The sequence below is a fragment of the Micromonospora sp. L32 genome (genome assembly GCF_052068055.1).
GTDB classification, from domain to species: domain Bacteria; phylum Actinomycetota; class Actinomycetes; order Mycobacteriales; family Micromonosporaceae; genus Micromonospora; species Micromonospora purpureochromogenes.
Genome location: NZ_JBQHDD010000002.1, coordinates 622,520 through 644,155, shown reverse-complemented (window position 1 = coordinate 644,155; position 21,636 = coordinate 622,520). Strand labels below are relative to the sequence as shown.

The 21,636-nt window shown below is 73.1% G+C and carries 19 protein-coding genes; 14 read left to right on the top strand and 5 right to left on the bottom strand.

Features of this window, described 5'->3' with window-relative positions:
• Positions 1–47 precede the first annotated feature (47 nt).
• The 6 genes from ACTMTB_RS07675 to ACTMTB_RS07650 all read left to right on the top strand — a co-directional run bounded on the left by ACTMTB_RS07675 (position 48) and on the right by ACTMTB_RS07650 (position 9,156).
• Positions 48–674, top strand: coding sequence for a TetR/AcrR family transcriptional regulator (locus ACTMTB_RS07675; RefSeq protein ID WP_441143586.1), 627 nt, complete (start codon positions 48–50; stop codon positions 672–674).
• A gap of 199 nt (positions 675–873) precedes the next feature.
• Positions 874–2,241, top strand: coding sequence for an acetyl-CoA carboxylase biotin carboxylase subunit (locus ACTMTB_RS07670; RefSeq protein WP_441143584.1), 1,368 nt, complete (start codon positions 874–876; stop codon positions 2,239–2,241).
• Positions 2,242–2,386: 145 nt separating this feature from the next.
• Positions 2,387–3,307: a hydroxymethylglutaryl-CoA lyase gene (locus ACTMTB_RS07665; protein WP_280838920.1), complete on the top strand. Its 921-nt coding sequence runs from the start codon at positions 2,387–2,389 to the stop codon at positions 3,305–3,307.
• A 183-nt stretch (positions 3,308–3,490) separates the two neighbouring features.
• Positions 3,491–5,023 carry an acyl-CoA carboxylase subunit beta gene (locus ACTMTB_RS07660; RefSeq protein ID WP_441143582.1) on the top strand — a complete coding sequence of 511 codons (1,533 nt, stop codon included), beginning with the start codon at positions 3,491–3,493 and terminating at the stop codon, positions 5,021–5,023.
• An 81-nt stretch (positions 5,024–5,104) separates the two neighbouring features.
• Positions 5,105–6,259 carry an acyl-CoA dehydrogenase family protein gene (locus ACTMTB_RS07655; protein WP_441143580.1) on the top strand — a complete coding sequence of 385 codons (1,155 nt, stop codon included), beginning with the start codon at positions 5,105–5,107 and terminating at the stop codon, positions 6,257–6,259.
• 116 nt (positions 6,260–6,375) lie between these two features.
• Positions 6,376–9,156, top strand: coding sequence for an ATP-binding protein (locus tag ACTMTB_RS07650; RefSeq protein WP_441143578.1), 2,781 nt, complete (start codon positions 6,376–6,378; stop codon positions 9,154–9,156).
• A 397-nt stretch (positions 9,157–9,553) separates the two neighbouring features.
• Here the strand turns inward: ACTMTB_RS07650 and ACTMTB_RS07645 are convergent, their stop codons facing one another.
• Positions 9,554–10,054, bottom strand: a complete 501-nt coding sequence (locus ACTMTB_RS07645) for a MarR family winged helix-turn-helix transcriptional regulator (RefSeq protein ID WP_441143577.1) — start codon at positions 10,052–10,054, stop codon at positions 9,554–9,556.
• A gap of 102 nt (positions 10,055–10,156) precedes the next feature.
• Between ACTMTB_RS07645 and ACTMTB_RS07640 the strand changes: the two genes are divergently transcribed.
• Together ACTMTB_RS07640 and ACTMTB_RS07635 are read left to right on the top strand one after the other, a co-directional pair.
• A complete protein-coding gene (locus ACTMTB_RS07640; RefSeq protein WP_441143575.1) occupies positions 10,157–10,735 on the top strand; it encodes a YceI family protein in 579 nt (192 codons plus the stop codon).
• 243 nt (positions 10,736–10,978) lie between these two features.
• On the top strand, positions 10,979–12,457 hold the full coding sequence (locus ACTMTB_RS07635; protein WP_441143573.1) for a glutamate--cysteine ligase: 1,479 nt from the start codon (positions 10,979–10,981) through the stop codon (positions 12,455–12,457).
• Between the two features lie 117 nt (positions 12,458–12,574).
• Here ACTMTB_RS07635 and ACTMTB_RS07630 read toward each other — a convergent pair whose 3' ends face one another.
• The gene (locus ACTMTB_RS07630) at positions 12,575–13,960 is read right to left on the bottom strand and encodes a hypothetical protein (RefSeq protein WP_441143571.1); all 1,386 of its coding nucleotides are present in this window, start codon (positions 13,958–13,960) and stop codon (positions 12,575–12,577) included.
• A 116-nt stretch (positions 13,961–14,076) separates the two neighbouring features.
• Between ACTMTB_RS07630 and ACTMTB_RS07625 the strand changes: the two genes are divergently transcribed.
• Together ACTMTB_RS07625 and ACTMTB_RS07620 are read left to right on the top strand one after the other, a co-directional pair.
• Positions 14,077–14,760 (top strand): PASTA domain-containing protein, encoded by a 684-nt coding sequence (locus ACTMTB_RS07625; protein ID WP_441143570.1) that lies wholly within the window; start codon positions 14,077–14,079, stop codon positions 14,758–14,760.
• Between the two features lie 101 nt (positions 14,761–14,861).
• Positions 14,862–15,758 (top strand): PASTA domain-containing protein, encoded by an 897-nt coding sequence (locus tag ACTMTB_RS07620; RefSeq protein WP_441143568.1) that lies wholly within the window; start codon positions 14,862–14,864, stop codon positions 15,756–15,758.
• A 12-nt stretch (positions 15,759–15,770) separates the two neighbouring features.
• Here the strand turns inward: ACTMTB_RS07620 and ACTMTB_RS07615 are convergent, their stop codons facing one another.
• The gene (locus ACTMTB_RS07615) at positions 15,771–16,268 is read right to left on the bottom strand and encodes a hypothetical protein (protein ID WP_441143566.1); all 498 of its coding nucleotides are present in this window, start codon (positions 16,266–16,268) and stop codon (positions 15,771–15,773) included.
• Positions 16,269–16,370: 102 nt separating this feature from the next.
• Positions 16,371–16,655 (bottom strand): hypothetical protein, encoded by a 285-nt coding sequence (locus ACTMTB_RS07610; RefSeq protein ID WP_357613005.1) that lies wholly within the window; start codon positions 16,653–16,655, stop codon positions 16,371–16,373.
• A gap of 632 nt (positions 16,656–17,287) precedes the next feature.
• Here ACTMTB_RS07610 and ACTMTB_RS07605 point away from each other — a divergent pair.
• From ACTMTB_RS07605 to ACTMTB_RS07595, 3 genes are all read left to right on the top strand, one after another.
• A complete protein-coding gene (locus tag ACTMTB_RS07605; protein ID WP_210777653.1) occupies positions 17,288–18,169 on the top strand; it encodes a helix-turn-helix domain-containing protein in 882 nt (293 codons plus the stop codon).
• Positions 18,139–18,360 (top strand): DUF397 domain-containing protein, encoded by a 222-nt coding sequence (locus ACTMTB_RS07600; RefSeq protein ID WP_210777652.1) that lies wholly within the window; start codon positions 18,139–18,141, stop codon positions 18,358–18,360. The genes ACTMTB_RS07605 and ACTMTB_RS07600 overlap by 31 nt, the downstream gene beginning before the upstream one ends.
• A gap of 150 nt (positions 18,361–18,510) precedes the next feature.
• On the top strand, positions 18,511–18,918 hold the full coding sequence (locus ACTMTB_RS07595) for a hypothetical protein (RefSeq protein ID WP_441143563.1): 408 nt from the start codon (positions 18,511–18,513) through the stop codon (positions 18,916–18,918).
• Here the strand turns inward: ACTMTB_RS07595 and ACTMTB_RS07590 are convergent.
• Positions 18,886–19,488, bottom strand: coding sequence for a hypothetical protein (locus ACTMTB_RS07590; RefSeq protein WP_441143561.1), 603 nt, complete (start codon positions 19,486–19,488; stop codon positions 18,886–18,888). The two genes, ACTMTB_RS07595 and ACTMTB_RS07590, sit on opposite strands and share 33 nt — an antisense overlap.
• Positions 19,489–19,705: 217 nt before the next feature.
• On the opposite strand from ACTMTB_RS07590, the gene ACTMTB_RS07585 reads away from it, so the two are divergent.
• Complete coding sequence (locus ACTMTB_RS07585) at positions 19,706–21,580, top strand: S8 family peptidase (protein ID WP_441143559.1); 1,875 nt, start codon at positions 19,706–19,708, stop codon at positions 21,578–21,580.
• The last annotated feature ends 56 nt before the right edge of the window (positions 21,581–21,636 follow it).

Genomic DNA, 21,636 nt, shown 5'->3' with positions numbered 1-21,636 from the left:
GGTAACCGAGCCTCCACCGCGGCCGGCGCGCGGTCTAGGCTTGCCCGGTGGCGGTGGAGCAGCAGGCGCGGGGCGGGGCGAGCGGCGCGACGGGCGCGGGCCGACGCCGGTCCCGTCGGGACGAGATCCTGGAGATCGCGGTCGGCCTCTTCGCCGCGCGCGGCTACCACGGCGTGTCGATGGACGACATCGGCGCCGCCGCGGGCGTGACCGGGCCGGCGCTGTACCACCACTTCGCCGGCAAGGAGGCGATGCTGGTCGCCGCGCTGATCCCGGTCAGCGAGGGGCTGCTCGCCGGCGGCCGGGACCGGGCCGCCGGCCACCCGGACGACCCGCGCGGCGCGCTGGAGTCGCTGATCGACTTCCACGTCGACTTCGCGCTGGCCAACCCGGCCGTGATCGCGCTGCACCTGCACGAGCTGGACCGCCTCCCCGACGAGCCGCGTCGCAAGATCCGCCGGCTCCAGCGGCTCTACGTCGAGGAGTGGGTGACCGTGCTGACCGCGCTGCACCCGGGGCTGCCCGACGGCGAAGCCCGGGTGCTGGCCCACGCCGCGTTCGGCCTGATGAACTCCACGCCGTTCCTCGGCGGCGAGGTCGACCGCCGCCGCCGCGCCGAACTGCTCCGCGCCGCCACCCTCGCCGCCCTCCTCGCCCCCACCGACCCCGCCTGACCCTCCGGGCCCGCCGCGCCCCCCGCCGGCGCCTCCGGCCGCCCCGCTCTCGTTGATCAAGAAGTTTGCGGCATGAATCCGGCTCAAGCCGACGCAAACTTCTTGATCACCACGCCGGCGGGGGCCGGGCGACTCGTGAGTAACCGGCGGCTCGTGGTTACCTGGCACCCGTCCCCACCCCTGGACGTCGGGAGGAAACATGATCGAGTCGCTGCTGGTCGCCAACCGGGGCGAGATCGCCCGCCGGATCATCCGTACCGCCAAGCGGCTCGGTATCCGCGCGATCGCGGTGCACTCGGAGGCCGACGCCGGTCTGCCGTTCGTCACCGAGGCCGACGAGGCGGTCTGCGTCGGCCCGGCCAACCCGGCGCAGAGCTACCGGAACGTCGAGGCGATCCTCGCCGCCGCCAAGTCGACCGGCGCGCAGGCGATCCACCCCGGCTACGGCTTCCTGTCGGAGAACGCGGACTTCGCCCGTACCGTCGAGGCCAGCGGCCTGATCTGGGTCGGGCCCCGCGCGGACGCGATCACCGCGATGGGTGACAAGATCAATGCCCGGAACCTGATGGCGGCGGCCGGTGTTCCGGTCGCGCCCGGCACCACCGACCCGGCGGCCGACCTGGACGCGGCGGTCGCGGCCGCCGCGGAGATCGGCTACCCGGTGATGGTCAAGGCCGCAGCCGGTGGCGGCGGCATGGGCATGGGCGTGGCCACCGACGAGACCGCGCTGCGCACCGAGTACGACAAGGTGCGCTCGTTCGCCGAGCGGATGTTCGGCGACGGCTCGGTGCTGATCGAGCGGTACTTCCCCCGGGTACGCCACGTCGAGGTGCAGATCCTCGGCCTGGCCGACGGCCGGGTGGTGGCGCTGGGCGAGCGGGAGTGCTCGGTGCAGCGGCGCAACCAGAAGCTGGTCGAGGAGTCCCCGTCGCCGGCGGTCTCCCCGGAGCTGCGCGAGCGGTTCCTGGCGGCGGCGGTACGGGCCGGCGAGGCGGTCGGCTACCGCAACGCCGGCACGGTGGAGTGCCTGTTGGTCCCGCGTCAGCGGGACTTCGAGGAGGATGGCGCCGGCTCCGAAGAATTTTTCTTCCTGGAGATGAACACCCGCCTCCAGGTCGAGCACCCGGTGACCGAGCTGGTCTACGGCGTGGACCTGGTGGAGGAGCAGTTGCGGGTGGCGGCCGGCCTGGCGCCGACGTTCGACCCGGACGCGCTCGCCCCGCGCGGGCACGCCATCGAGCTGCGGATCAACGCGGAGGACCCGAAGCGCTTCCTGCCGGGGCCCGGCGCGATCAAGACCTGGGTCGAGCCGACCGGCGAGGGCGTCCGGGTCGACTCCGGCTACATCGAGGGCAACACGGTCACCCCGTTCTACGACAGCCTGATGGCCAAGCTCATCGTCAGCGGCGCCACCCGCGCCGAGGCCATCGAGCGCGCCAAGTCGGCCGTCGCCGCCTTCGACCTGACCGGCCCGAAGAACAACCTCCCCTTCTTCGCCGAACTCCTGGAGAACGAGGAGTTCCTCTCCGGCGACTACGACACCGGCATCGTCTCCCGCATGCGCTGACCCCGCCTGTTCGCGTTGATCATGAGGTTGGCCGGCGGATCCGTCTGTTTCGTCCCGGTCAACCTCATGATCAACCCCGGCGGAGCGGTGGGTGGGATGCTGGGGGGAACCAGGTCAGCGCTACGTCACAGTGAGGTGACCCCTTATGGCGGAACTGCCGGACTTCGTCTCCATCCGTGAGGTCGGGCCGCGGGACGGGCTCCAGAACGAGGAGCCGATCCCCACCGACGCCAAGGTGCGGCTGCTCGACGCGCTCTCCGGCACCGGCGTCAAGCGGATCGAGGCGGTGTCGTTCGTGCATCCGAAGGCGATCCCGCAGATGGCCGACGCCGACGAGGTGTGGCAGCGCGCCACCCGGGCCGACGGGGTGCGCTACTCGGCCCTGGTGCCCAACACCCGGGGTGCGCAGCGGGCCCTCGCGGCCGGGTTCACCGAGATCGAGGTGGTCGTCTCGGCCAGCGACACGCACAACCGGCGCAACGTCAACCGCTCGACCGAGGAGTCGCTGGACGACATCGCCGAACTGATCGACCTGCTGCACGGGGCCGGCGCCCGGGCTGAGGTGATCGTGGCGACCAGCTTCGGCTGCCCCTACGAGGGCGACGTCGACCCGCAGCGGGTGGCCGGCATCGTCGACCGGGTCGTCCGCGACGGCGCCGACCGGGTCGCGTTCGGCGACACCACCGGCATGGGTACGCCCCGGCGGGTCCGCGAGCTGGTCACCGCGGTACGGGACCGCAACGCGCACATCCCGGTGCTGCTGCACTTCCACAACACCCGGGGCACCGCCCTGGCCAACCTGCTGACCGCGCTGGAGTTGGGCGTCACCGAGTTCGACGCCAGCGTCGGCGGCCTGGGCGGCTGCCCGTACGCCCCGGGAGCCAGCGGCAACCTGGCCACCGAGGAGGCGGTGCACATGCTGCACGACATGGGCATCGACACCGGCATCGACCTGGACGCGCTGATCGAGGCGGCCGAGCTGGCCGAGGAGCTGGTCGGCAAGAAGCTCCCCTCCGGCGTGCTGCGCGCCGGTCCCCGCACCCGCCTCACCCCGCTGCCGACCTGACCCGCCCCCCTCCGCCGTGATCAGGAGGTGTGCGCCGCACACCTCTTGATCACCGTGCCTGAGCACCGGCTCGGCCGCCGGTGGCGGGTCGCCGGAGGGTGGTCCGATGCGCTAGCCTAACGATCGTTCAGGTCAGTCGGTCCGCTCACGAGGTGGCCCGGCCCAGGCGGCGAGGGAGTCGGCGTGACGCTCGACGGTGAGGCACTGGAGCAGCTGCGCAAGCGCGCCCGGGCCGGCGGTGCGGACAAGTACCACGCGGCGAACGCCGCCAAGGGCAAGCTCTTCGCCCGTGAGCGGGTCGCGCTCCTGGTCGACGAGGGTTCCTTCGTCGAGGACGGCCTCTACGCGAACGCGATGGCCGACGGGCTGCCGGCCGACGGCGTGGTCACCGGCACCGCCACCATCGACGGCCGGCAGGTCTGCCTGATGGCCAACGACTCGACGGTCAAGGCCGGCAGCTGGGGCGCCCGGACGGTCGAGAAGATCATCCGGATCATCGAGCGGGCCTACTCGACCGGCGTGCCGATGGTCTACCTGGTCGACTCGGCCGGCGCCCGGATCACCGACCAGGTCGACCTGTTCCCGGGTCGGCGCGGTGCCGGCAAGATCTTCTGGAACCAGGTCCGCGCCTCGGGTTCCATCCCGCAGGTCTGCGCGCTGTTCGGGCCGAGCGCGGCCGGCGGGGCGTACATCCCGGCGTTCTGCGACGTGGTGGCCATGGTGGACGGCAACGCCAGCATGTACCTCGGCTCGGACCGGATGGTCGAGATGGTCACCGGCGAGAAGACGACGCTGGAGGCGATGGGCGGCGCCAAGGTGCACTGCGCCGAGTCCGGGGTCGGGCACTTCCTCTGCAAGACCGAGGCCGACGCGCTCGACGTGGTGCGGACCTACCTGTCGTACCTGCCGGCGAACTGGACCCAGCAGCCGCCCGCCGCGCCCGCCAAGCAGGCGTCCGACAAGGTCGACCTGGCCGCGCTGGTCCCGGCCAGCGAGCGGCAGGCCTTCGACATGCGCCGGTACGTCAAGGGCCTGCTCGACGACGGTTCGTTCTTCGAGATCCAGGCGCTCTGGGCCAAGGAGCTGACGATCGGCTTCGGCCGGCTGAACGGCGAGGTCGTCGGCGTGGTCGGCAACAACTCGATGTTCAAGGGCGGGGTGCTCTTCGTCGACTCCGCCGACAAGGCGACCCGGTTCGTGCAGCTCTGCGACGCCTTCAACGTGCCGCTGCTCTTCCTGAGCGACGTCCCCGGCTTCATGGTCGGCAGCGCGGTGGAGAAGCAGGGCATCATCCGGCACGGCGCCAAGATGATCACCGCGATCTCCGAGGCGACCGTGCCGAAGATCTGCGTGGTGGTCCGCAAGGCGTACGGCGCGGGCCTCTACGCGATGGCCGGGCCGGGCTTCGAGCCGGACGCGACCATCGCGCTGCCCACCGCGAAGATCGCGGTGATGGGGGCGGAGGCCGCGGTGAACGCCGTCTACGCCAACAAGATCGCCGCGATCGCCGACGAGACCGAGCGGGCCGCCTTCGTCGCCGCGAAGCGCGAGGAGTACGAGCGGGACATCGACGTCGTCCGGCTCGCCAGCGAACTGGTGGTCGACGCCATCGTCGAGCCGCACGAGCTGCGCGCCGAGCTGGTCCGCCGGTTCGCCGCCGCGCGCACCAAGGACCGGCACTTCTCCCGGCGCCGGCACGGCGTCACCCCGGTCTGACCCCCCGACCCGCACCACCCGACGCGGCGTCACGAGCGCCCGGCGGCCCGTCCACCCAGGACGTCCCACCAGGAGGATCACATGGACTTCCGGCTCAGCGAGGAACAAGAGGCGCTGCGGGAGAGCGTGCGGGAGTTCGCCCGCGAGGTCGTCGCCCCGGTCATCGGCGAGCACTACGAGAAGCACACCTTCCCGTACGAGGTGATCCGCCAGATGGGCAAGATGGGCCTGTTCGGCCTGCCCTTCGGTGAGGAGCACGGCGGCATGGGCGGCGACTACTTCGCGCTCTGCCTCGCCCTGGAGGAGTTGGCCCGGGTCGACTCCAGCGTGGCGATCACCCTGGAGGCCGCGGTCTCCCTCGGCGCGATGCCGATCTACCGGTTCGGCACGGAGGAGCAGAAGGCGACCTGGCTGCCGAAGCTGCTCAGCGGCGAGGCGCTGGCCGGTTTCGGGCTGACCGAGCCGGGCACCGGCTCCGACGCCGGCGGCACCCAGACCCGCGCGGTGCTGGACGAGGCGACGAACGAGTGGGTGATCAACGGCTCGAAGGCGTTCATCACCAACTCGGGGACCGACATCACAGCGCTGGTCACCGTCACCGCGGTCACCGGCACCAAGCCGGACGGCTCGAAGGAGCTGTCGACCATCATCGTGCCGACGGGGACGCCGGGCTTCACGGTGGCGCCGGGCTACTCCAAGGTCGGCTGGACCGCCTCGGACACCCACGAGCTGACCTTCGACGACTGCCGGGTGCCGGCGGCGAACCTGCTCGGTGAGCGGGGTCGGGGCTTCGCGCAGTTCCTGCGCATCCTCGACGAGGGTCGGATCGCCATCGCCGCGCTCGCCGTCGGCCTCGCCCAGGGCTGCGTCGACGAGTCGATCAAGTACGCGAAGGAGCGGCACGCCTTCGGCCAGCCGATCGGCAACTACCAGGCGATCCAGTTCAAGATCGCCGACATGGAGCTGAAGGCGCACACCGCCCGGCTGGCGTACTACGACGCCGCCGCCCGGATGCTGGCCGGTGAGCCGTTCAAGCGGCAGGCGGCGATCGCCAAGCTGCACGCCAGCACGATCGCGGTGGACAACGCCCGCGAGGCCACCCAGATCCACGGCGGCTACGGCTTCATGAACGAGTACCCGGTCGCCCGGTTCTGGCGGGACTCCAAGATCCTGGAGATCGGCGAGGGCACCTCCGAGGTGCAGCGCATGATCATCGCTCGCGACCTGGGCGTCTGATCCGGCCCCCGGCCCCTGCCGCCCCGCCGCACGGCAGGGGCCTGTCGGATTCCGGCGCGTCGGCTGGACGACGCACCCGTGTCGACCGTCGTATCGGGTCCGTACCCTTCGTGCCCATGACACCGGCTCATGATCACCAGTTGGCGCCGGGTGGTCGTACCCCGCTGGCGGAGCTGTTGCGGGGGCATCGGCTCCGGGCCGGTCTCACCCAGGCCGAGCTGGCCCAGCGGGCCGGAATCGGCGTGCGGACCGTCCGTGACCTGGAGCGCGGCCGGTCCAGCCGGCCGCAGCGCACCACCGTGGAGCTGCTCGCCGACGCGCTCGGCCTCACCGACGGGCCGCGCGCCGCCTTCCTCACCACCGCCCGTGGGCGGGTCACCGTCCCGGCCGTCGCCGCGGACCCGGGCCGCGCGCCGGCCGCCGGGTCCGCGCCCGGTGAACCCCATCCCGCAGGTACGCCGATCGCGCTTCCGCCCCCGGTCGAGCTGATCGGGCGGGAGCGGGACCTGACCGACCTCGCCGCGCTGCTCACCACGGGCCACTGGCCGCGGGTGGTGACCCTGGTCGGGCTGGCCGGCGTGGGCAAGACGGCGCTGGCCCTGGCGGTGGCGCACGAGGTCGTCACCGCGTATTCCGGCGGAGTGGCCGGCGTGCTCGTCGGCGAGGGCTCCGACGCCGCCGACGTGCTGGCCGCGATGAGCGCCGTGCTCGGCGCGGCCCGCCTGCCCGACCTGGCCGTCCGGCTGCGCAACCGGCCGGCGTTGCTGCTGGTGGACGCGGCCGAGCGCGCCCCGGACCCGCTGGCCGAGGCGTTGCGGCAGCTCACCGACGCGGTGCCGAGCCTGCGGGTGCTGGTGACCGGGCGGCACCCGGTGGGCGTACCCGGGGAACTGGTCCGTCCGGTGGCGCCGCTGGACGTGCCCCCGGCCGACGTGGTGGACGCCGCCGACCTGGCCCGCTACCCGGCGGCGGCGCTCTTCGCCGCGCGACTCGCCCGGGTCCGCCCCGAGCCGCCCGACCCGCGGGAGCTGCCCGCCCTGGCCGCGCTGGTGCGCCGGCTCGGCGGGCTGCCGCTCGCGATCGAGCTGATGGCGGCCCGGGGCCGGATCCTCGACCTCGACGAACTGCTCGACCGGTACGGCGACCGGGTTCTCGACCTGGCCAGCCCCGACCTGGGTCGACGTGGCTGGGAGGCCGCCGAGCCGGCGGGGTCGGGCCGCGCGCGGACGGCGGTGGCGGTGACCCTGCGCGAGGCGGTGGCCACCAGCTACCGGCTGCTCGCCGCCTCGGAGCGCGCGGCGGTGCGCCGACTCTCCGCGTTCGGCAACCGCTGGTCGGTGGAGCTGGCCGAGGAGCTGCTGGCCGACGAGGCCGACCGGGACGGCGCGGTCGTCGTCGACCCGGTTCCGCTGCTGGACCGGCTGGTGGAGCTGGGGCTGGTCAGCGTCCGGGGGGCCGGTCCGTTCCGGTTCCGGCTGCTCGACGCGGTCCGGGACTTCGCCGTCGAGCGGGCCGCCGGCCTGGGCGAGCTGACCGCGATCCGCCGCCGGCACGCCGTCGTCGTGGCCCGGCTGGTCACCCGGACGGCACCGGATCTGGTCGGGGCGAAACTGCCCGCCGCCGTACGCCAGCTCGACGAGGCGACCAGCGACATCAGCGCCGCCCTGGCGCACGCCGCCACCGACGACCCGCTGACCGCGCTGCGGCTGGCGGCGGCGCTGACCCGCTGGTGGCGGCTGCGGGGGCGGGACGTCTCCGGGCGGCAGTGGCTGCGCCGGCTGCTGGCCGACCCGCGTACCGCCGACGCCGACCCGGTGCTGCGGGCCTGGGCGCTGCTCGGGGTGGCCCGGCTCGCCGCCGAGCACGGCGCGGGGGCGCAGGAGCTGCCGGCGGCCCGCGCCGCGCTCGACGTCTTCGCCGCACACGGCGAGGTCACCGGTGAACTGGAAGCCCGTACGGTGCTCTGCGCGCTGCTCGTCGCCACCGGCGAGCACGACGAGGGGCGCGAGCAGGCGCAGGCGGTGCTGGCGCTGGCCACCCAGCACGGCCGGATCCGCGACATGGCGGTCGCCCAGAACAACCTCACCTGGCACGAGATCCGCCTCGGTGACCTGACCGGCGCCCGGCGGCGGCTGGCCATCGTCGACCGACTGGCCGCCCAGTGCGACGAACGGCGGCTGCGGCTGCTGGCCCGGGCCAACCTGGCCGACGTGGCCCGCCTCCAGGGCCGGTACGCCGAGGCGGTGGAGCAGGGCCGCCGGGTCGCCGGTGCGCTGGCGGACCTGGGCGACCCGGGACACCGTCGTCGGGTGCTCGGCACGGTCGGCCTGGCGCTGGCCGGGGACGGTCGGCTGGACGAGGCCGTCGACGTGCTGGCCGAGCTGCGGGCGGAGGCGCGCCCGGTGCCGCTCCCCGGTCCGGCGGTCCCGGTCGACGGGCCGCCGGCGGTCGCCTCCCCGTCGCGCCGCGACCTGGTCCCGTCCGGATCCGCGCTGCCGGACGGTGTGGTCGCGGCCCGCTCCGGGCCGGTGTCGCCGGGAGCTGTGGTGCCGTCGCCATCCGGGTCGGGCCGGCTCGGGTGGCCGGTGGGGCAGGGGCGCGCGGGCACGGCGGTGGCGACCCCGCAGCCGGAGGAGGGGATCGTCGCCCTGATCGAGGGGACGGTGGCGCTGCACCGGGGCGACCGGGAGCTGGCCGCGGAGTGGTTCGGGGCGGCGGTGGAGGCCGGTGTCGACGGTCAGTACCGCCGGGACGTGGTCGAGGCGTTGGTGGGGTTGGCGGCGAGCACGGGCGACCCGGCCGTGCTGGACCGTCTGGACCGGGCCTGCCGGGAGAGCGGGATCCGCCTACTGCCGTACGAGCAGGATCTGCTTCGCGGGCTCCGGCCGGTCGGCTGAGACCCGGGCTTCGTCCACGCGACCCGGCCCCTGCGCGGCTGGCGAGCGAGGGTTGGCCTGACCACCCGGCGAACGCGAGTGGTCGACGCACTAGCCGCGGGTGTGTTTGCGGATCTCCTCGGTGGCCTCGTCACGGCGGGCGCCGGGTACGCCTGACCGGCGAAGCGATCGCTACCTGGGGCGCGGCAGCGGGGGCGGGGAGGCGCGAGCGAAGAAGCCCCCTGGTGATTCCCCTCGCTCAATCGCTCGCGCCGGCACCCCCCCAGGTGCTCCCCCCGCACTCGACGAAGGCTAGCCACCCCTGGCGTCCGCTTTGCGGGACTTCACTGGGTTGTCCGGGCCGGCGTGGCCAGTTCTGCCGGTGGTTCTGCCGGTAGCGCGAGGCGGGGTGCCGGCGTCAGGCCGCCGGTTCGTTGGCGGGGGCCGGCTCGGTGCTGCCGGCGGTCGCCCCCGGGTGGACGGCGTCCCGCACCCGGCGCAGGCCGTCGAGCATCGCCGCCAGCGCCGCGGGTTCGAGCTGGCCGGTGAACCACTGCTCGATGATCCGCAGGTGACCGGGGAGGGTCTCGTCGAGGCGCTTCAGCCCCGACGGGGTGACCACCGCGTACGAGCTGCGGCGGTCGGACGGGCAGGCACTTCGGCACAGCAGGCCGTCGCGTTCCATCCGGTCCACCACGCGGGTCACCCCGCTGGTCGACAGGGAGGTCTGTGCCGCTAGGTCGGTCATCCGCAGCTGGTGCCCGGGGGACCGGGCGAGCCGCATCAGCACCTCGAACTCGACGGCGGAGAGGCCGTGCTCCTCGTACTGGTCGGCGAACCGGGCCGACAGCCCGGCGTACGCCTCGACGAGGAGGCCGACGGCGGTGATCCGGGGGTCGTCGAACACGTTCTGATTCACCTGGCCATCCTAACAGTGCTTGACACGGGGAATATTGCTGCGACTATAGTTGCTTCGTCAGTCGTTGGGCTTCTAAACAATCTCTTCCCTGGAGGACGCACCATGACCAGCACCGAGTCGGTTACCCGCGACTGGGAGGGCCTCACCGTCCCTACCGCCGGCACCTACCTGCTGGATGCGGCTCACAAGCGGGTCGGGTTCGTCGCCCGGCACATGATGGTCAGCAAGGTACGCGGTGAGTTCGCCGACGCCTCGGCCACCATCACCATCGCCGAGGACCCCATGCAGTCCTCGGTCACCGCCACCATCCAGGCCGCCAGCATCAACACCGCCCAGGCCGACCGGGACGCCCACCTGCGCAGCCCGGAGTTCCTGGACGCCGAGGTCTTCCCGACGCTGGAGTACCGCAGCACCGGTGTGAAGTCCCGGGACGGCAACGAGTTCGTGCTGCTCGGCGAGCTCACCATCAAGGGTGTCACCCGGTCGGTGGAGCTGGACGTCGAGTTCGAGGGCGTCGGCCGCAGCCCGTTCGGCCAGGACATCTTCGGCTTCTCCGCGAGCACCGAGATCGACCGGGAGGACTTCGGTCTGACCTGGAACGTGGCGCTGGAGACCGGCGGCGTGCTGGTCGGCAAGAAGATCAAGATCGAGATCGAGGGTGAGGCCGTCCGCCAGGCATGATCCCTGCGGACCCCACCCGGCGAGGCCCCTGCTCTCCTGAGCAGGGGCCTCGCTCCGTCTCCGGGTGCAAATTGTCACGAATTATTCGTCAGCCGCGCCGGTGCCCGCGGTGGCCGCTGGGTAGAGAGGGCCACAGCGCGTATTCGTTGGGCCACTGGCCCTGGCGAGGTGGCGCTCTTACCGTGGTTGTTCACAACGCGGGCGGGACGACACGGTCCCGCGCGCCTCGCGCCGGGAGGGCACATGGGTAGGGACGTCGAGCAGGGCGCCTTCTCCCGGGAAGACCGGGTCCGCTACCGGCAGAAGGTTCGGCGCAGTCTGGACGTCTTCGCGTTGATGCTGGACGACTTCGGCTTCGACGCGGACCGGCCGATGACCGGCCTGGAGATCGAGCTCAACCTGATGGACTCGGCGGGCGAGCCGGCGATGCGCAACGAGGAGATCCTGGCCGCCATCGCCGACCCGCTCTTCCAGACCGAACTCGGCCAGTTCAACCTCGAACTGAACGCCGCGCCCCGGCTGATCGAGGGCAGCGGGTTCGCCGAGTACGAGGCCGACCTGCGCAGCAGCCTGACCCGCGCCGACGAGCGGGCGGCGAAGTCCGACGCCCGGATCGTCCTGGTCGGCATCCTGCCCACGCTCACCGAGCGGCACCTGGTGGTGGACAACCTCTCCACCAACGAGCGCTACCGGGTGCTCAACGACCAGATCGTCGGCGCCCGGGGCGAGGACATCGAACTGGACATCCGGGGCGTGGAACGGCTCCAGACGCACACCGACTCGATCGCCCCCGAGGCGGCCTGCACCAGCCTCCAGTTCCACCTCCAGGTCGCGCCGGACAGCTTCGCCGACTACTGGAACGCCTCCCAGGCGATCGCCGGCGTCCAGGTCGCGATCGGCGCGAACTCCCCCTTCCTCTACGGGCGGCAGCTCTGGGCCGAGACCCGGATCGCCCTCTTCGAGCAGGCCACCGACACCCGCCCCGACGAACTCAAGGCCCAGGGCGTACGACCCCGGGTGTGGTTCGGCGAGCGCTGGATCACCTCGATCTTCGACCTGTTCGAGGAGAACGTCCGGTACTTCCCGCCGCTGCTGCCGATCTGTGCGGACGAGGACCCGGTGGCGGTGCTGCACGCCGGCGGGGTGCCCCAGCTCTCGGAGCTGCGGCTGCACAACGGCACGGTCTACCGCTGGAACCGGCCGGTCTACGACATCATGGACGGTCGCCCCCACCTGCGGGTGGAGAACCGGGTGCTGCCGGCCGGCCCGACCGTGGTGGACATGCTGGCCAACGCCGCCTTCTACTTCGGGCTGGCCCGCGGGCTGGCCGAGTCGGACCGCCCGATCTGGAGTCAGCTCACCTTCAGCTCGGCCGAGGAGAACTTCCACGCCGCCGCCCGGCGCGGCATGGACGCCGTCCTGCACTGGCCCCGCCTCGGGGACGTGCCGGTGGCCAAGCTGGTCCTCGACACGCTGCTGCCGACGGCGGCGACCGGGCTGGACCGGTTCGGCGTCGACCCGGCCGAGCGGGACCGGCTGCTCGGCGTCATCGAGCAGCGCTGCCGTACCGGCCGCAACGGCGCGGTCTGGCAGACCGAGGCGGTCTGGGCGGCCGAGCGGCACCGGGGCATGGACCGCGAGGCCGCGCTGCACCACATGGCCCGCCGCTACGCCGAACTCCAGCGCAGCAACGAACCCGTCCACACCTGGCCCGTCGACTGACCCACCCCCTCCTCACCGGGCCTCCCTGGCGCTGCACTTTCCCGGAAGGAGTGGCTGTTCCGCGTTGGATAGCCACTCTTCCGGGAAATTGCGTCGGGTGGGGGCGCGAGTGAGGGGTCAGCGGGGGCGGCGGGACGGGCGGGTCCGGGGGGCGGTGGCGGGTGACGCGTCCGAGGGGCCGGTGGTCTCCGGCGTCGGGTCGGGCGCGGTCTGGTCGGTCGAGGTCGTCGACTGCGCCCCGGGATCCCGGACGGGAGGGGTGGCCCGGCCGCGGCGGGCCGGTCGGGTCCGTCCGGTGCCGGTGGCGGGCGAGCCGTCGTCCGGGCGGCTGGTTCCGTCCGGCCGGGTGTCGGCCGGGGCCGGGTCCGTCCCGGCGAGCGGATCGGCGAGCCCTGTCCCGTCCGGTCGGGTGGCGGTCGTGGTCGCCGTGCCGACCGATGGTCGGGTCGCCGTGCCTGATTCCAAGTCGCCCGTCGGGCCGGCGGCCCGCCGCGTCGCGCCGGCCCGGCCGAGGGTGTCGAAGGGCTCGCCGGCCGACGCGAGGTCGCCGGCGAATCCGCCGTCGTTCAGGTCGCCGGTGCGCTGTCGGGGCACCATCGCCGGGCGAGCGGCCGCGCGCCGGTCGGCGCGCTGGGCGAGCGCGGCCACCAGCACCGAGCCGGCCGCGCCGACGAGGACCGCGTACGGTGCGACGAAGTGCGCCGAGACCTGCGCGGGGGTGACCTCGGCCAGCCGGGGCACGGCGACGAAGTAGGCGACCGCGACGAGCAGCGGACCCGCCGCACCGGACACGGCCGCGCCGAGCCGACGCTCCGCCACCCGGGCGGTACGCCGCGCGGCCAGCGCGCCGATCAGCAGCGCCGAACCGGCGGCCAGCAGCACCCCCGGCCAGTAGACGTAGTCCCGCAGCCAGAACCGGGCGCTGTCGGTGCTGATCTGCCAGATCCCGAGCTGGGCGCTGGTCAACCCGCGTCCCGCCAGCACCCCGTCCGCGACCGACACCACGGCGAGCAGCCAGATCCAGCCCACCGTGGCGATCACGTTGGTCGCGACGGCCCGCGTGTGCAGTGCCCAGATCGCGGTCAGCAGCCCGACCAGCACGCCGACCGCCGCGTACCCGGCGGCCAGGCTCTGTGGCGAGAAGGTGTCGGGCACGGTCGCCGCCCGGGCGGGCACGGCCACCAGCAGCACCGTGATCAGCGCACCCACCGCGCCGGCCACGGCCAGGGTCAGCCGGCGCAGCGTGCCGCCCGGCGCGGCCTCGCCGTCGTGTCCCCGCTCCTCCAGCCGCTGGGCGCAGACGGCCCCGGCGATGGTGGAGACGGCCGCGATCCAGGTCGCCCAGGCGAGGCTGGCGTACCAGGTGGCGCCGGCAGCGGCGGGCTCGGTCGCTGCCCAGTCGATGACGCCCAGCCCGTAGGCGAAACCCAGTTGTGCCGCACCCACGCCGGCAGCGACGCCGACCGCGGTGGCGACCGATCCTCCCCAGCCCAGTCTGGCCATGCCGGGGAGCGTAGCGTCCCCTGCTCGGCGCGGCGAGCCGTGTGACGACGGGGACGACGTGCGGTGACGGCTTGGCATCGCCCGGTACGGTCGCTGGTGACGAGGCGGAGAGTGCGATGAGCGACGGACACACCCTTCTGGACACTCCACAGCCGGGGCCGCGGGGTCGCGCCCCGCTGCTGATCGGCGGCGGGCTGGCCTTCGTCCTGCTGGCCACCGTGGGTGCGACCGCCGGCTGGGTGCTGGCCGGGCCGGACGAGCCGTCCTCCACCGATCCGCCGGCCGCGGCCGCGTCGACCGCCCTGACCTCGGCACCCGCCCCGACCTCGGCCGCCCCGTCACCGGCGGCGCAGCCGGCGACCGTCGCACCGACGACCCCCCGGACCTCCGCGCCCGCCCCGCCGAGCAAACCCCCCACCGGGTACGTGACCGTCCCCGACCTGGTCGGCGACGGCTTCGAGGGGGTACGCAGCGACCTGCGGGACCGGAAGCTGGGGTGGCGGTTGATCTTCGGCACCGGGTTGGGCGAGAAGGTCGAGCGCCTGGACCCCGCCCCCGGCACCCGGGTCAGCCACGGCACCACCGTCAAGGTGTACGTCGCCGGTCCGGCACCGGAGGCGGAGGTGCCCGATCTGGACGACTACGACTGCGCCGACGCCGCCGCGACGATCGTCGAGCGCGGCTTCTACCCGCGCTATCGCACGGGCCGGGTCGGCAAGGTCCGCTCCCAGGATCCGGAGCCCGACGTGACCCGGCACTGGAACGACGAGGTCGCCATCTCCTGCGGCGGCGAGGAGTAGGCACGGGCGGACGCCGCGCCGATCCCGGCGGCTGGTGATCCCGACCGTTACCGTGGACCGTCGAGGGCCACGACGCCTGCCCCGGTGGGAGAGGACGTGCGATGAGCGACGACCGCCAGGAGCCCGCCGACGACGCGACCCGCCCGCTGCCCTCCGATGACGACCGGACCCGCCCGCTGCCCCGCGCCGGCGACGGGCAGCCGCCGGGACCCCCCACCCCCGAACCCTTGGACGCGACCGCCCGGCACGAACCCTTGGACGCCACCGCCCGGCACGAGCCGCTGGACGCCACCGCCCGGCACGAGCCGCTGGACGCGACCGCCCGGCACGAGCCGCTGGACGCCACGGCCCGGCACGAGCCGCTGGACCGGACCCGGCCGCTGCCCCCGACCGGTGCCGGGGAGCAGACCGTGCCGGCCGTGCCGGCCGCGCCGCCCGTCTGGTCCGGGCGGGCCGGGGTGCCACCGCCGCGTCCGGCCGACTACCGGGAGCCGGTCGAGTGGTACGGCGAGGAGCAGCGTGGACGCCGCTGGTGGATGCCGATCCTGCTGGGCATCCTGGCGCTGCTGCTGCTCGCCGCCCTCGGCACGGGGATCTGGCTGGTGCTGCGGGCGGCCGACGAGCGGGACGAGGATCCCTCGCCGCCGCCGCCGACCAGCGCGCCGGTGACCACGGCTGCGACCACCGCCGCGCCGACCACCGAGGCGCCCAGCACGCCGGCCACCACGGCGGCCGCCCAGATCCCGGTGCCGCCCCTGGTGGGGCTGCCGCGGGCGTCGGCCGAGCGGATCCTGGACCGGCTCGACCTGTCGTACCGGGTGCGGACGCGGGAGTCGTCGGAGCAGCCGCCGGGCACCGTGATCGAGACCAACCCGGAGGCGGGTGAGCTGGTCGACGCCGGTGACCGGGTGACGTTGGTGGTGGCCGCCGCACCGTCGCCGACGGCTTCCCCGACCCGGACGGTCGAGCCGACGCCCGAGGTCACCCCCACCGGCTAGGAGGCTGTCGGCTCACCACATCCGGCGTCGCGTGCCGACCAGTCCCAGCCCGGCCAGGGAGATGGTCAGGCCGAGCAGGCCGGAGTAGAAGAGCGACTGGCTGAGGGCCTGCCGGGCGTCGGCTGTGGACGAGCCGGCCAGGGCCGCCTCGTCGCCGCCGGTGCCGGGCCGGGATCCGGCGCCGCTGGCGGGATCCTCCGAGGCGTTCGCCTCGGGACCCGGTGCGGTGTCGCCGTACCGGTGGTCGTCGGGTGCGGCGAGGTCCGCTGGGTAGTCGGAGTCGTCCTCGTAGCCGGGGTACCCGGCCACGCCGGGAGGTGGTGAGTTCTGCTCGACCACGGTGATCTCGGGAGCAGGAACCGGCTCGGCCAGCCGAGTCGCCGATTCGGCCGGATAGCGCACCACCACCACGAGGGTGGTGACGGCGCCGACCAGCGCCAGCAGCCCGAAGGCGTAACCGATACGGGACCTGTGGTGCCGCCGCGCGGCGGGCATATTGACCATGGCCATCCCAGGTTCAGGGTCCGGGACGCGCGGGGTGGTGAACTTTGCCGGGGTGGGCGTACCGAGTCTATGGCGACGGCACGCCTCCCGACCGGGTAATGGCGGAGGTCAGCCCACCGCCACCGGTGCGCGGTTGATCGTCCGTCGGGTCCGTACGGTGTGCTGGCGCGGCACGGGCGCCGTCTGGAGCTGCCGGAGACCGGCCTCCTGTACGAAGATCGACCGTCGGTTGACCGCGTCCCCCGCCGCGTTCAACTCGTAACCGTCGAGCCAGAGCCAACCGTCGTAGGTGGGCCAGTCGAGCACCCGGATGACCCGGAACGTGATGGGTCGGATGAACTGGACACTCGCCGCGCGAGTCACGTGCAGTACGTCACCGGAGCGGGGAAGCACATGGGCTCCTGGGGAGGATATGGCCGGCGGTGCCGGACCGGAGGGTTGTCGGGGGAAGGGTTTCTGGGCCCGGTGCCGGGGTCGTGCCCCGCCGCCCGGTGGATCGGTGGCGGTGGTCGGGCCGTACCCGCTGGTGGCGGACCGCCACCCGACCATCACCGTGCTGCTCCCGGTTACCGCACCCGCCGCCGCAGCCGTCGGGCGTGCAGCGGCGGGGTCATCACCCCGGGGCAGGTCTCGTCGTCGCAGCTGGACCGGGTCGCCCGGCCGTCGACCCGCCGCCGGTGTCGTCGCCGGACGGGGGAAGCGTGGGGAGACGGTGAGTAACCCGAGCCATACGGACAGAGTGCATCAGCGACGTGCGACATGCAAGTTGCACGTCGACTTTTGCCGATACGCGAGCGCGACACGTGAACGAGGCGCTTGATGACGCCGACCCCGGACCGGCACACTGGACGCCGGTTTCGCCCGACGCGGCCGGTCGACGACCGGCACCACCCCTGCCGCGAACGATCGCCCGCCGTTCGTCTGTCGCGCCTCGGCGGGTGTCGACGCAGGCGCGAGCCACCGGGAGGTAACCGGGTGAGCGCGAGGAACGGGGACCACCACCCGGTGAGCCGCGGGGTGCCGCGGTGAGCGAGCGGCGCAGCCCCACCATCCGGCGCCGCCGGCTGGGCGCCGAACTGCGCCGCCAGCGCGAGGCGGCGGGGATAACCATTGAGACGGTCGCCGAGCAGCTCGAGTGCTCGGCGTCGAAGATCTCCCGGATCGAGACCGGCCACACCTCCGCGACCCCGCGGGACGTCCGCGACATGCTGCGGATCTACGGCGTGGTGGGCGTCGAGAGCGACGAGCTCGTGCAGATCGCTCGGGAGGCCCGGCAGAAGGGTTGGTGGCACCCCTACAGCACCGTGCTGGTCGGGGCGTACGTCGGCCTGGAGGCGGCGGCCAGCTCGATCCGGGCGTACGAACAGCAGGTGGTCCCGGGCCTGCTGGAGACCGAGGAGTACGCCGGGGCAATGATCCGGGCGGCCCGCCCGGACTTCACCGTCGACCAGGTGCAGCAACGGGTGCGTGTCCGTCTGGGCCGTCAGTCGTTGTTGACCCAGGACGATCCGGTCGATTTGTGGGTGGTGCTCGATGAGGCGGTGCTGAGCCGGCCGGTGGGCGGCGACGCGGTGATGCGTGGCCAGCTCCAGCGGCTGGTGGAAGTGGCGGAACTGCCGAACGTGACGCTTCAGGTCCTGCCCTTCGAGGTGGGCGCGCACGCCGGCATGGACGGCACCTTCACCATTCTCAGCTTCCCCGAACCGAGTGATCCCGATGTCGTGTACGCGGAGAACGCCACGGGTGGGCTCTTCCTGGAGAAGAGCGACGAACTGCAGAAGTACAGCTTCATCTTCGATCACATTCGAGCAGCGGCCATTCGCCCGGAGGAATCCATAGCTCACATCGCGAAACTGGTAGAGGAGCCGCTGTGGAAATGGCGACCAAGGAGTTCCCCGTGGACCTGAGGCACGCGACGTGGTTCAAGAGCTCGAAGAGCGGGCCGAACTGCGACAACTGCGTCGAGGTGGCGTACGTGACCGGGGCGGTCGGCGTTCGGGATTCGAAGGACAAGACGGGCCCGGCCCTGGTCTTCGCTCCGGGAGACTGGCACGCCTTCGTCACCCGGACACGGAGCGGCGGGTTCGTCCAGCACTGATCGACGCAACGTGGCGTTGACGACGGGTCGGCCGGGGATCCCTCCGGCCGGCCCGTCGCCAGTTGCGTTCCGTCTCGTTGAACCCCTCGATACGGCGCTGGTCGACAACCCGCCGCACGGATCGGAAACCGAGCGAGGCAGGCGAGACGGATGACGACGATCGGTTCAGACAACCTCACCAACGGCCCGGGCAAGTCGGAGCGCTTCGGCGGCAAGTACCGCGGCGCGCGCCGGGACACGGTGCTCACCGAGGTCGTGTCCACCGACAGCGAGGTCGGCGGGCGGGACGCCGGGTCGGCCGCGCCGGAGCAGGCCGGGCCGCCGCTGACGCTGCCCTCGCTCGACCCGAACCCGCTGACCGAGCCCTCGTTCCCGCCGGCCGGGTGGCCGCTGGAGCCGAGCGAGTCGCTGGTCGACCACCCGCTGCTGCGCGGCTTGCTGATGGAGTTGCCGCCGAAGGGCAGCGTGCCGCCGCCCGGCTGGCTGGACCGCTGGTTCGAGGCGACCCGGGCGATCCTGGAGCTGCTATACGTGCAGGGGCCGAGCCGCACGCGCTGAGGTCGCCGCCGCCTCCGGTAACGCCCGCTCGGCGAGCCGGCTGTGGCGGAGCGCCAGGCGTACCCCGATCGCGATGACCGCGAGACCGCCCAGGGTGACGGCCGGTCCGGTCAGGCGGGGGTCGGCGGCGAGGTCCAGCCCCGCGGCCGACAGCACCGGCGGCAGTGTGGCCAGCGCGGTGACCTGCACCGGCAGGCCGATCAGCGGATGCGCCCCGGCGGCCCGCAGGCCGTGCGGCGCCGGCGTCTCCGGCGCGGTGGCGAACGCGCCGGCGCCGGCCCGGAGCCGGCGCAGCCGCCGCACCGTGCAGACCGCGACGGCGAGCGCCGGGCCGGCGGCCAGGCCGAGCCCGGCGGCGGCCCGGTCGACCGGCGTCGCGCCGGCACTGGTCAGGCCGACCGCCAGCACCGCCGCCGTCAGGCCGAGGCCGGTCAGGGTCAGAGCGAGCAACCATCCGGTACGCCGGCGGAGTGCGCGGGCGTGGTCCAGCCGGGGCAGTCGGTCCGCCACCACACCGGCGGCCAGCCAGACCGCGGCGATCGGCAGCAGAACGATGAGATGGCCATCCATGTGCTCAGCCTTCTCCAGTTCGGCGGTCGGCGAATCCGGGGCCGGCCCCCGGTTCGCCCCCTACCTCACCCGTAGGGGCATCTCGCCGGCGTTATGGACGCTTCGACATGTTTAACTCCCGGACCTCACCGATCTACCCTCATGTGGATCGGCAACCATCGATCAACCTCGGATTCGCGGGTGGACGGTCGGCTGCCGGTCGGAGGGAGGTAGGGAGATGGGTCTTTCACACAGGTCCGCACTCGTGGGGGTGGCCACCCTGGCGATGTTGGCAACCGCCGCACCCGCCATGGCCGCCGAGCCCGTCGGGGTGATCCGGGAAGCGGGTGGGGCCACCGCCGTGCCGGACAGCTACATCGTGGTCTTCAAGGACAGCGCCGTCGGCCGGAGCCGGGTGGGTGACAACGCCCAACGGCTGGTCGGCAGGCACGGCGGCCAGGTCGCCCGCACCTACACCGCCGCGCTGCGCGGCTTTGAGGTCAAGGTCGGCGCGACGGCGGCGGCCCGGATCGCCGCCGACCCCGCGGTGGCGTACGTCGAACAGAACCACACCGTCTCCATCTTCGGCACGCAGGCCAACCCGCCCTCCTGGGGCCTGGACCGGATCGATCAGCGCAACCTGCCGCTGAACAGCTCGTACACCTACCCGACCACGGCGTCCAACGTGCGCGCCTACGTCATCGACACCGGCGTGCTGTACGGGCACAACGACTTCGGCGGCCGGGCGGTCTCCGGCTTCGACGCGGTGGACGGCGGCTCCGCCGACGACTGCAACGGCCACGGCACGCACGTCTCGGGCACCGTCGGCGGCTCCTCGTACGGCGTGGCCAAGGGCGTGCAGATCGTCGGTGTCCGGGTGCTGAACTGCCAGGGCAGCGGCACCAACGCCCAGGTCGTGGCGGGCATCGACTGGGTGACCGCGAACGCGGTGAAGCCGGCCGTGGCGAACATGAGCCTCGGCGGCTCCGCCAACAGCTCGATCGACACGGCGGTCACCAACTCCATCAACTCCGGCATCACCTACGCCGTCGCCGCCGGCAACGGCGACATCTTCGGCAACCGCCAGAACGCCTGCAACTACTCCCCGGCCCGGGTCGGTTCGGCGATCACGGTCGGTGCCACCCAGAACAACGACGCCGCCGCGAGCTTCTCCAACTTCGGCACCTGCGTCGACATCCTGGCCCCGGGCGTCAACATCACCTCCGCCTGGTACACCGGCAACAGCGCGACGAACACCATCAGCGGCACCTCCATGGCGTCGCCGCACGTCGCCGGCGCCGCGGCGCTCGTCCTCTCGGCCAACCCGTCGTGGAGCCCGCAGCAGGTTCGCGACAACCTGGTCAACGCCGCGACTCCGAACGTGGTGACCAACGTGGGCACCGGGACCCCGAACCGACTGCTCTACGTGGACAACGGCACCACCCCGCCGACCAACGACTTCTCGGTCTCGGTGTCGCCGACCTCCGGCTCCACCGCCCCGGGCGGGTCGGTGACCGCCACCGTGGCCACCGCCACCACCAACGGCTCCGCGCAGTCGGTCAGCCTCTCCGCCAGCGGCCTGCCGGCCGGCGCGACCGCCTCGTTCAACCCGTCGACGGTCACCTCGGGCGGCTCGTCCACGCTCACGATCGCCACCTCGGCGAGCACCCCGCCCGGCACGTACACCGTCACCGTCACGGGCACGGCCGCGTCGGGCACCCGTACGGCGACGTACTCGCTGACGGTGACCGGCTCGGGTGGTGGTGGCTGCTCCGGCAGCAACGGCACGGACGTCGCGATCCCGGACACCGGTGCCACCGTGTCCAGCTCGATCGTGATCTCCGGGTGTGGCCGCAACGCCTCGTCGGCGTCGACCGTCGCGGTGAACATCGTCCACACCTACCGCGGTGACCTGGTCATCGACCTGGTCGCCCCGGACGGCTCCGCGTACCGGCTGAAGAACAGCAGCTTCTTCGACGGTGCCGACAACGTCAACGCCACCTACACCGCGAACCTCTCGTCGGAGGCGGCGAACGGCACCTGGCGGCTCCAGGTGCGCGACGTCTACTCGGGCGACACCGGCTACCTCAACACCTGGACCCTGACCCTCTGACGCACCCTCGCCGCGGGGCTCCTTCCGACCGGAAGGGGCCCCGCACCATGCCTGGC

What these genes read in the sequence shown, in the direction of transcription:
- ACTMTB_RS07670 (WP_441143584.1), top strand. Translation starts at nt 874, where the DNA reads ATGATCGAGTCGCTGCTGGTCGCCAACCGGGGCGAGATCGCCCGCCGG.
- ACTMTB_RS07665 (WP_280838920.1), top strand. Translation starts at nt 2,387, where the DNA reads ATGGCGGAACTGCCGGACTTCGTCTCCATCCGTGAGGTCGGGCCGCGG.
- ACTMTB_RS07655 (WP_441143580.1), top strand. Translation starts at nt 5,105, where the DNA reads ATGGACTTCCGGCTCAGCGAGGAACAAGAGGCGCTGCGGGAGAGCGTG.
- ACTMTB_RS07650 (WP_441143578.1), top strand. Translation starts at nt 6,376, where the DNA reads ATGACACCGGCTCATGATCACCAGTTGGCGCCGGGTGGTCGTACCCCG.
- ACTMTB_RS07640 (WP_441143575.1), top strand. Translation starts at nt 10,157, where the DNA reads ATGACCAGCACCGAGTCGGTTACCCGCGACTGGGAGGGCCTCACCGTC.
- ACTMTB_RS07635 (WP_441143573.1), top strand. Translation starts at nt 10,979, where the DNA reads ATGGGTAGGGACGTCGAGCAGGGCGCCTTCTCCCGGGAAGACCGGGTC.
- ACTMTB_RS07630 (WP_441143571.1), bottom strand. Translation starts at nt 13,960, where the DNA reads ATGGCCAGACTGGGCTGGGGAGGATCGGTCGCCACCGCGGTCGGCGTC.
- ACTMTB_RS07625 (WP_441143570.1), top strand. Translation starts at nt 14,077, where the DNA reads ATGAGCGACGGACACACCCTTCTGGACACTCCACAGCCGGGGCCGCGG.
- ACTMTB_RS07620 (WP_441143568.1), top strand. Translation starts at nt 14,862, where the DNA reads ATGAGCGACGACCGCCAGGAGCCCGCCGACGACGCGACCCGCCCGCTG.
- ACTMTB_RS07615 (WP_441143566.1), bottom strand. Translation starts at nt 16,268, where the DNA reads ATGGCCATGGTCAATATGCCCGCCGCGCGGCGGCACCACAGGTCCCGT.
- ACTMTB_RS07600 (WP_210777652.1), top strand. Translation starts at nt 18,139, where the DNA reads ATGGCGACCAAGGAGTTCCCCGTGGACCTGAGGCACGCGACGTGGTTC.
- ACTMTB_RS07595 (WP_441143563.1), top strand. Translation starts at nt 18,511, where the DNA reads ATGACGACGATCGGTTCAGACAACCTCACCAACGGCCCGGGCAAGTCG.
- ACTMTB_RS07590 (WP_441143561.1), bottom strand. Translation starts at nt 19,488, where the DNA reads ATGGATGGCCATCTCATCGTTCTGCTGCCGATCGCCGCGGTCTGGCTG.
- ACTMTB_RS07585 (WP_441143559.1), top strand. Translation starts at nt 19,706, where the DNA reads ATGGGTCTTTCACACAGGTCCGCACTCGTGGGGGTGGCCACCCTGGCG.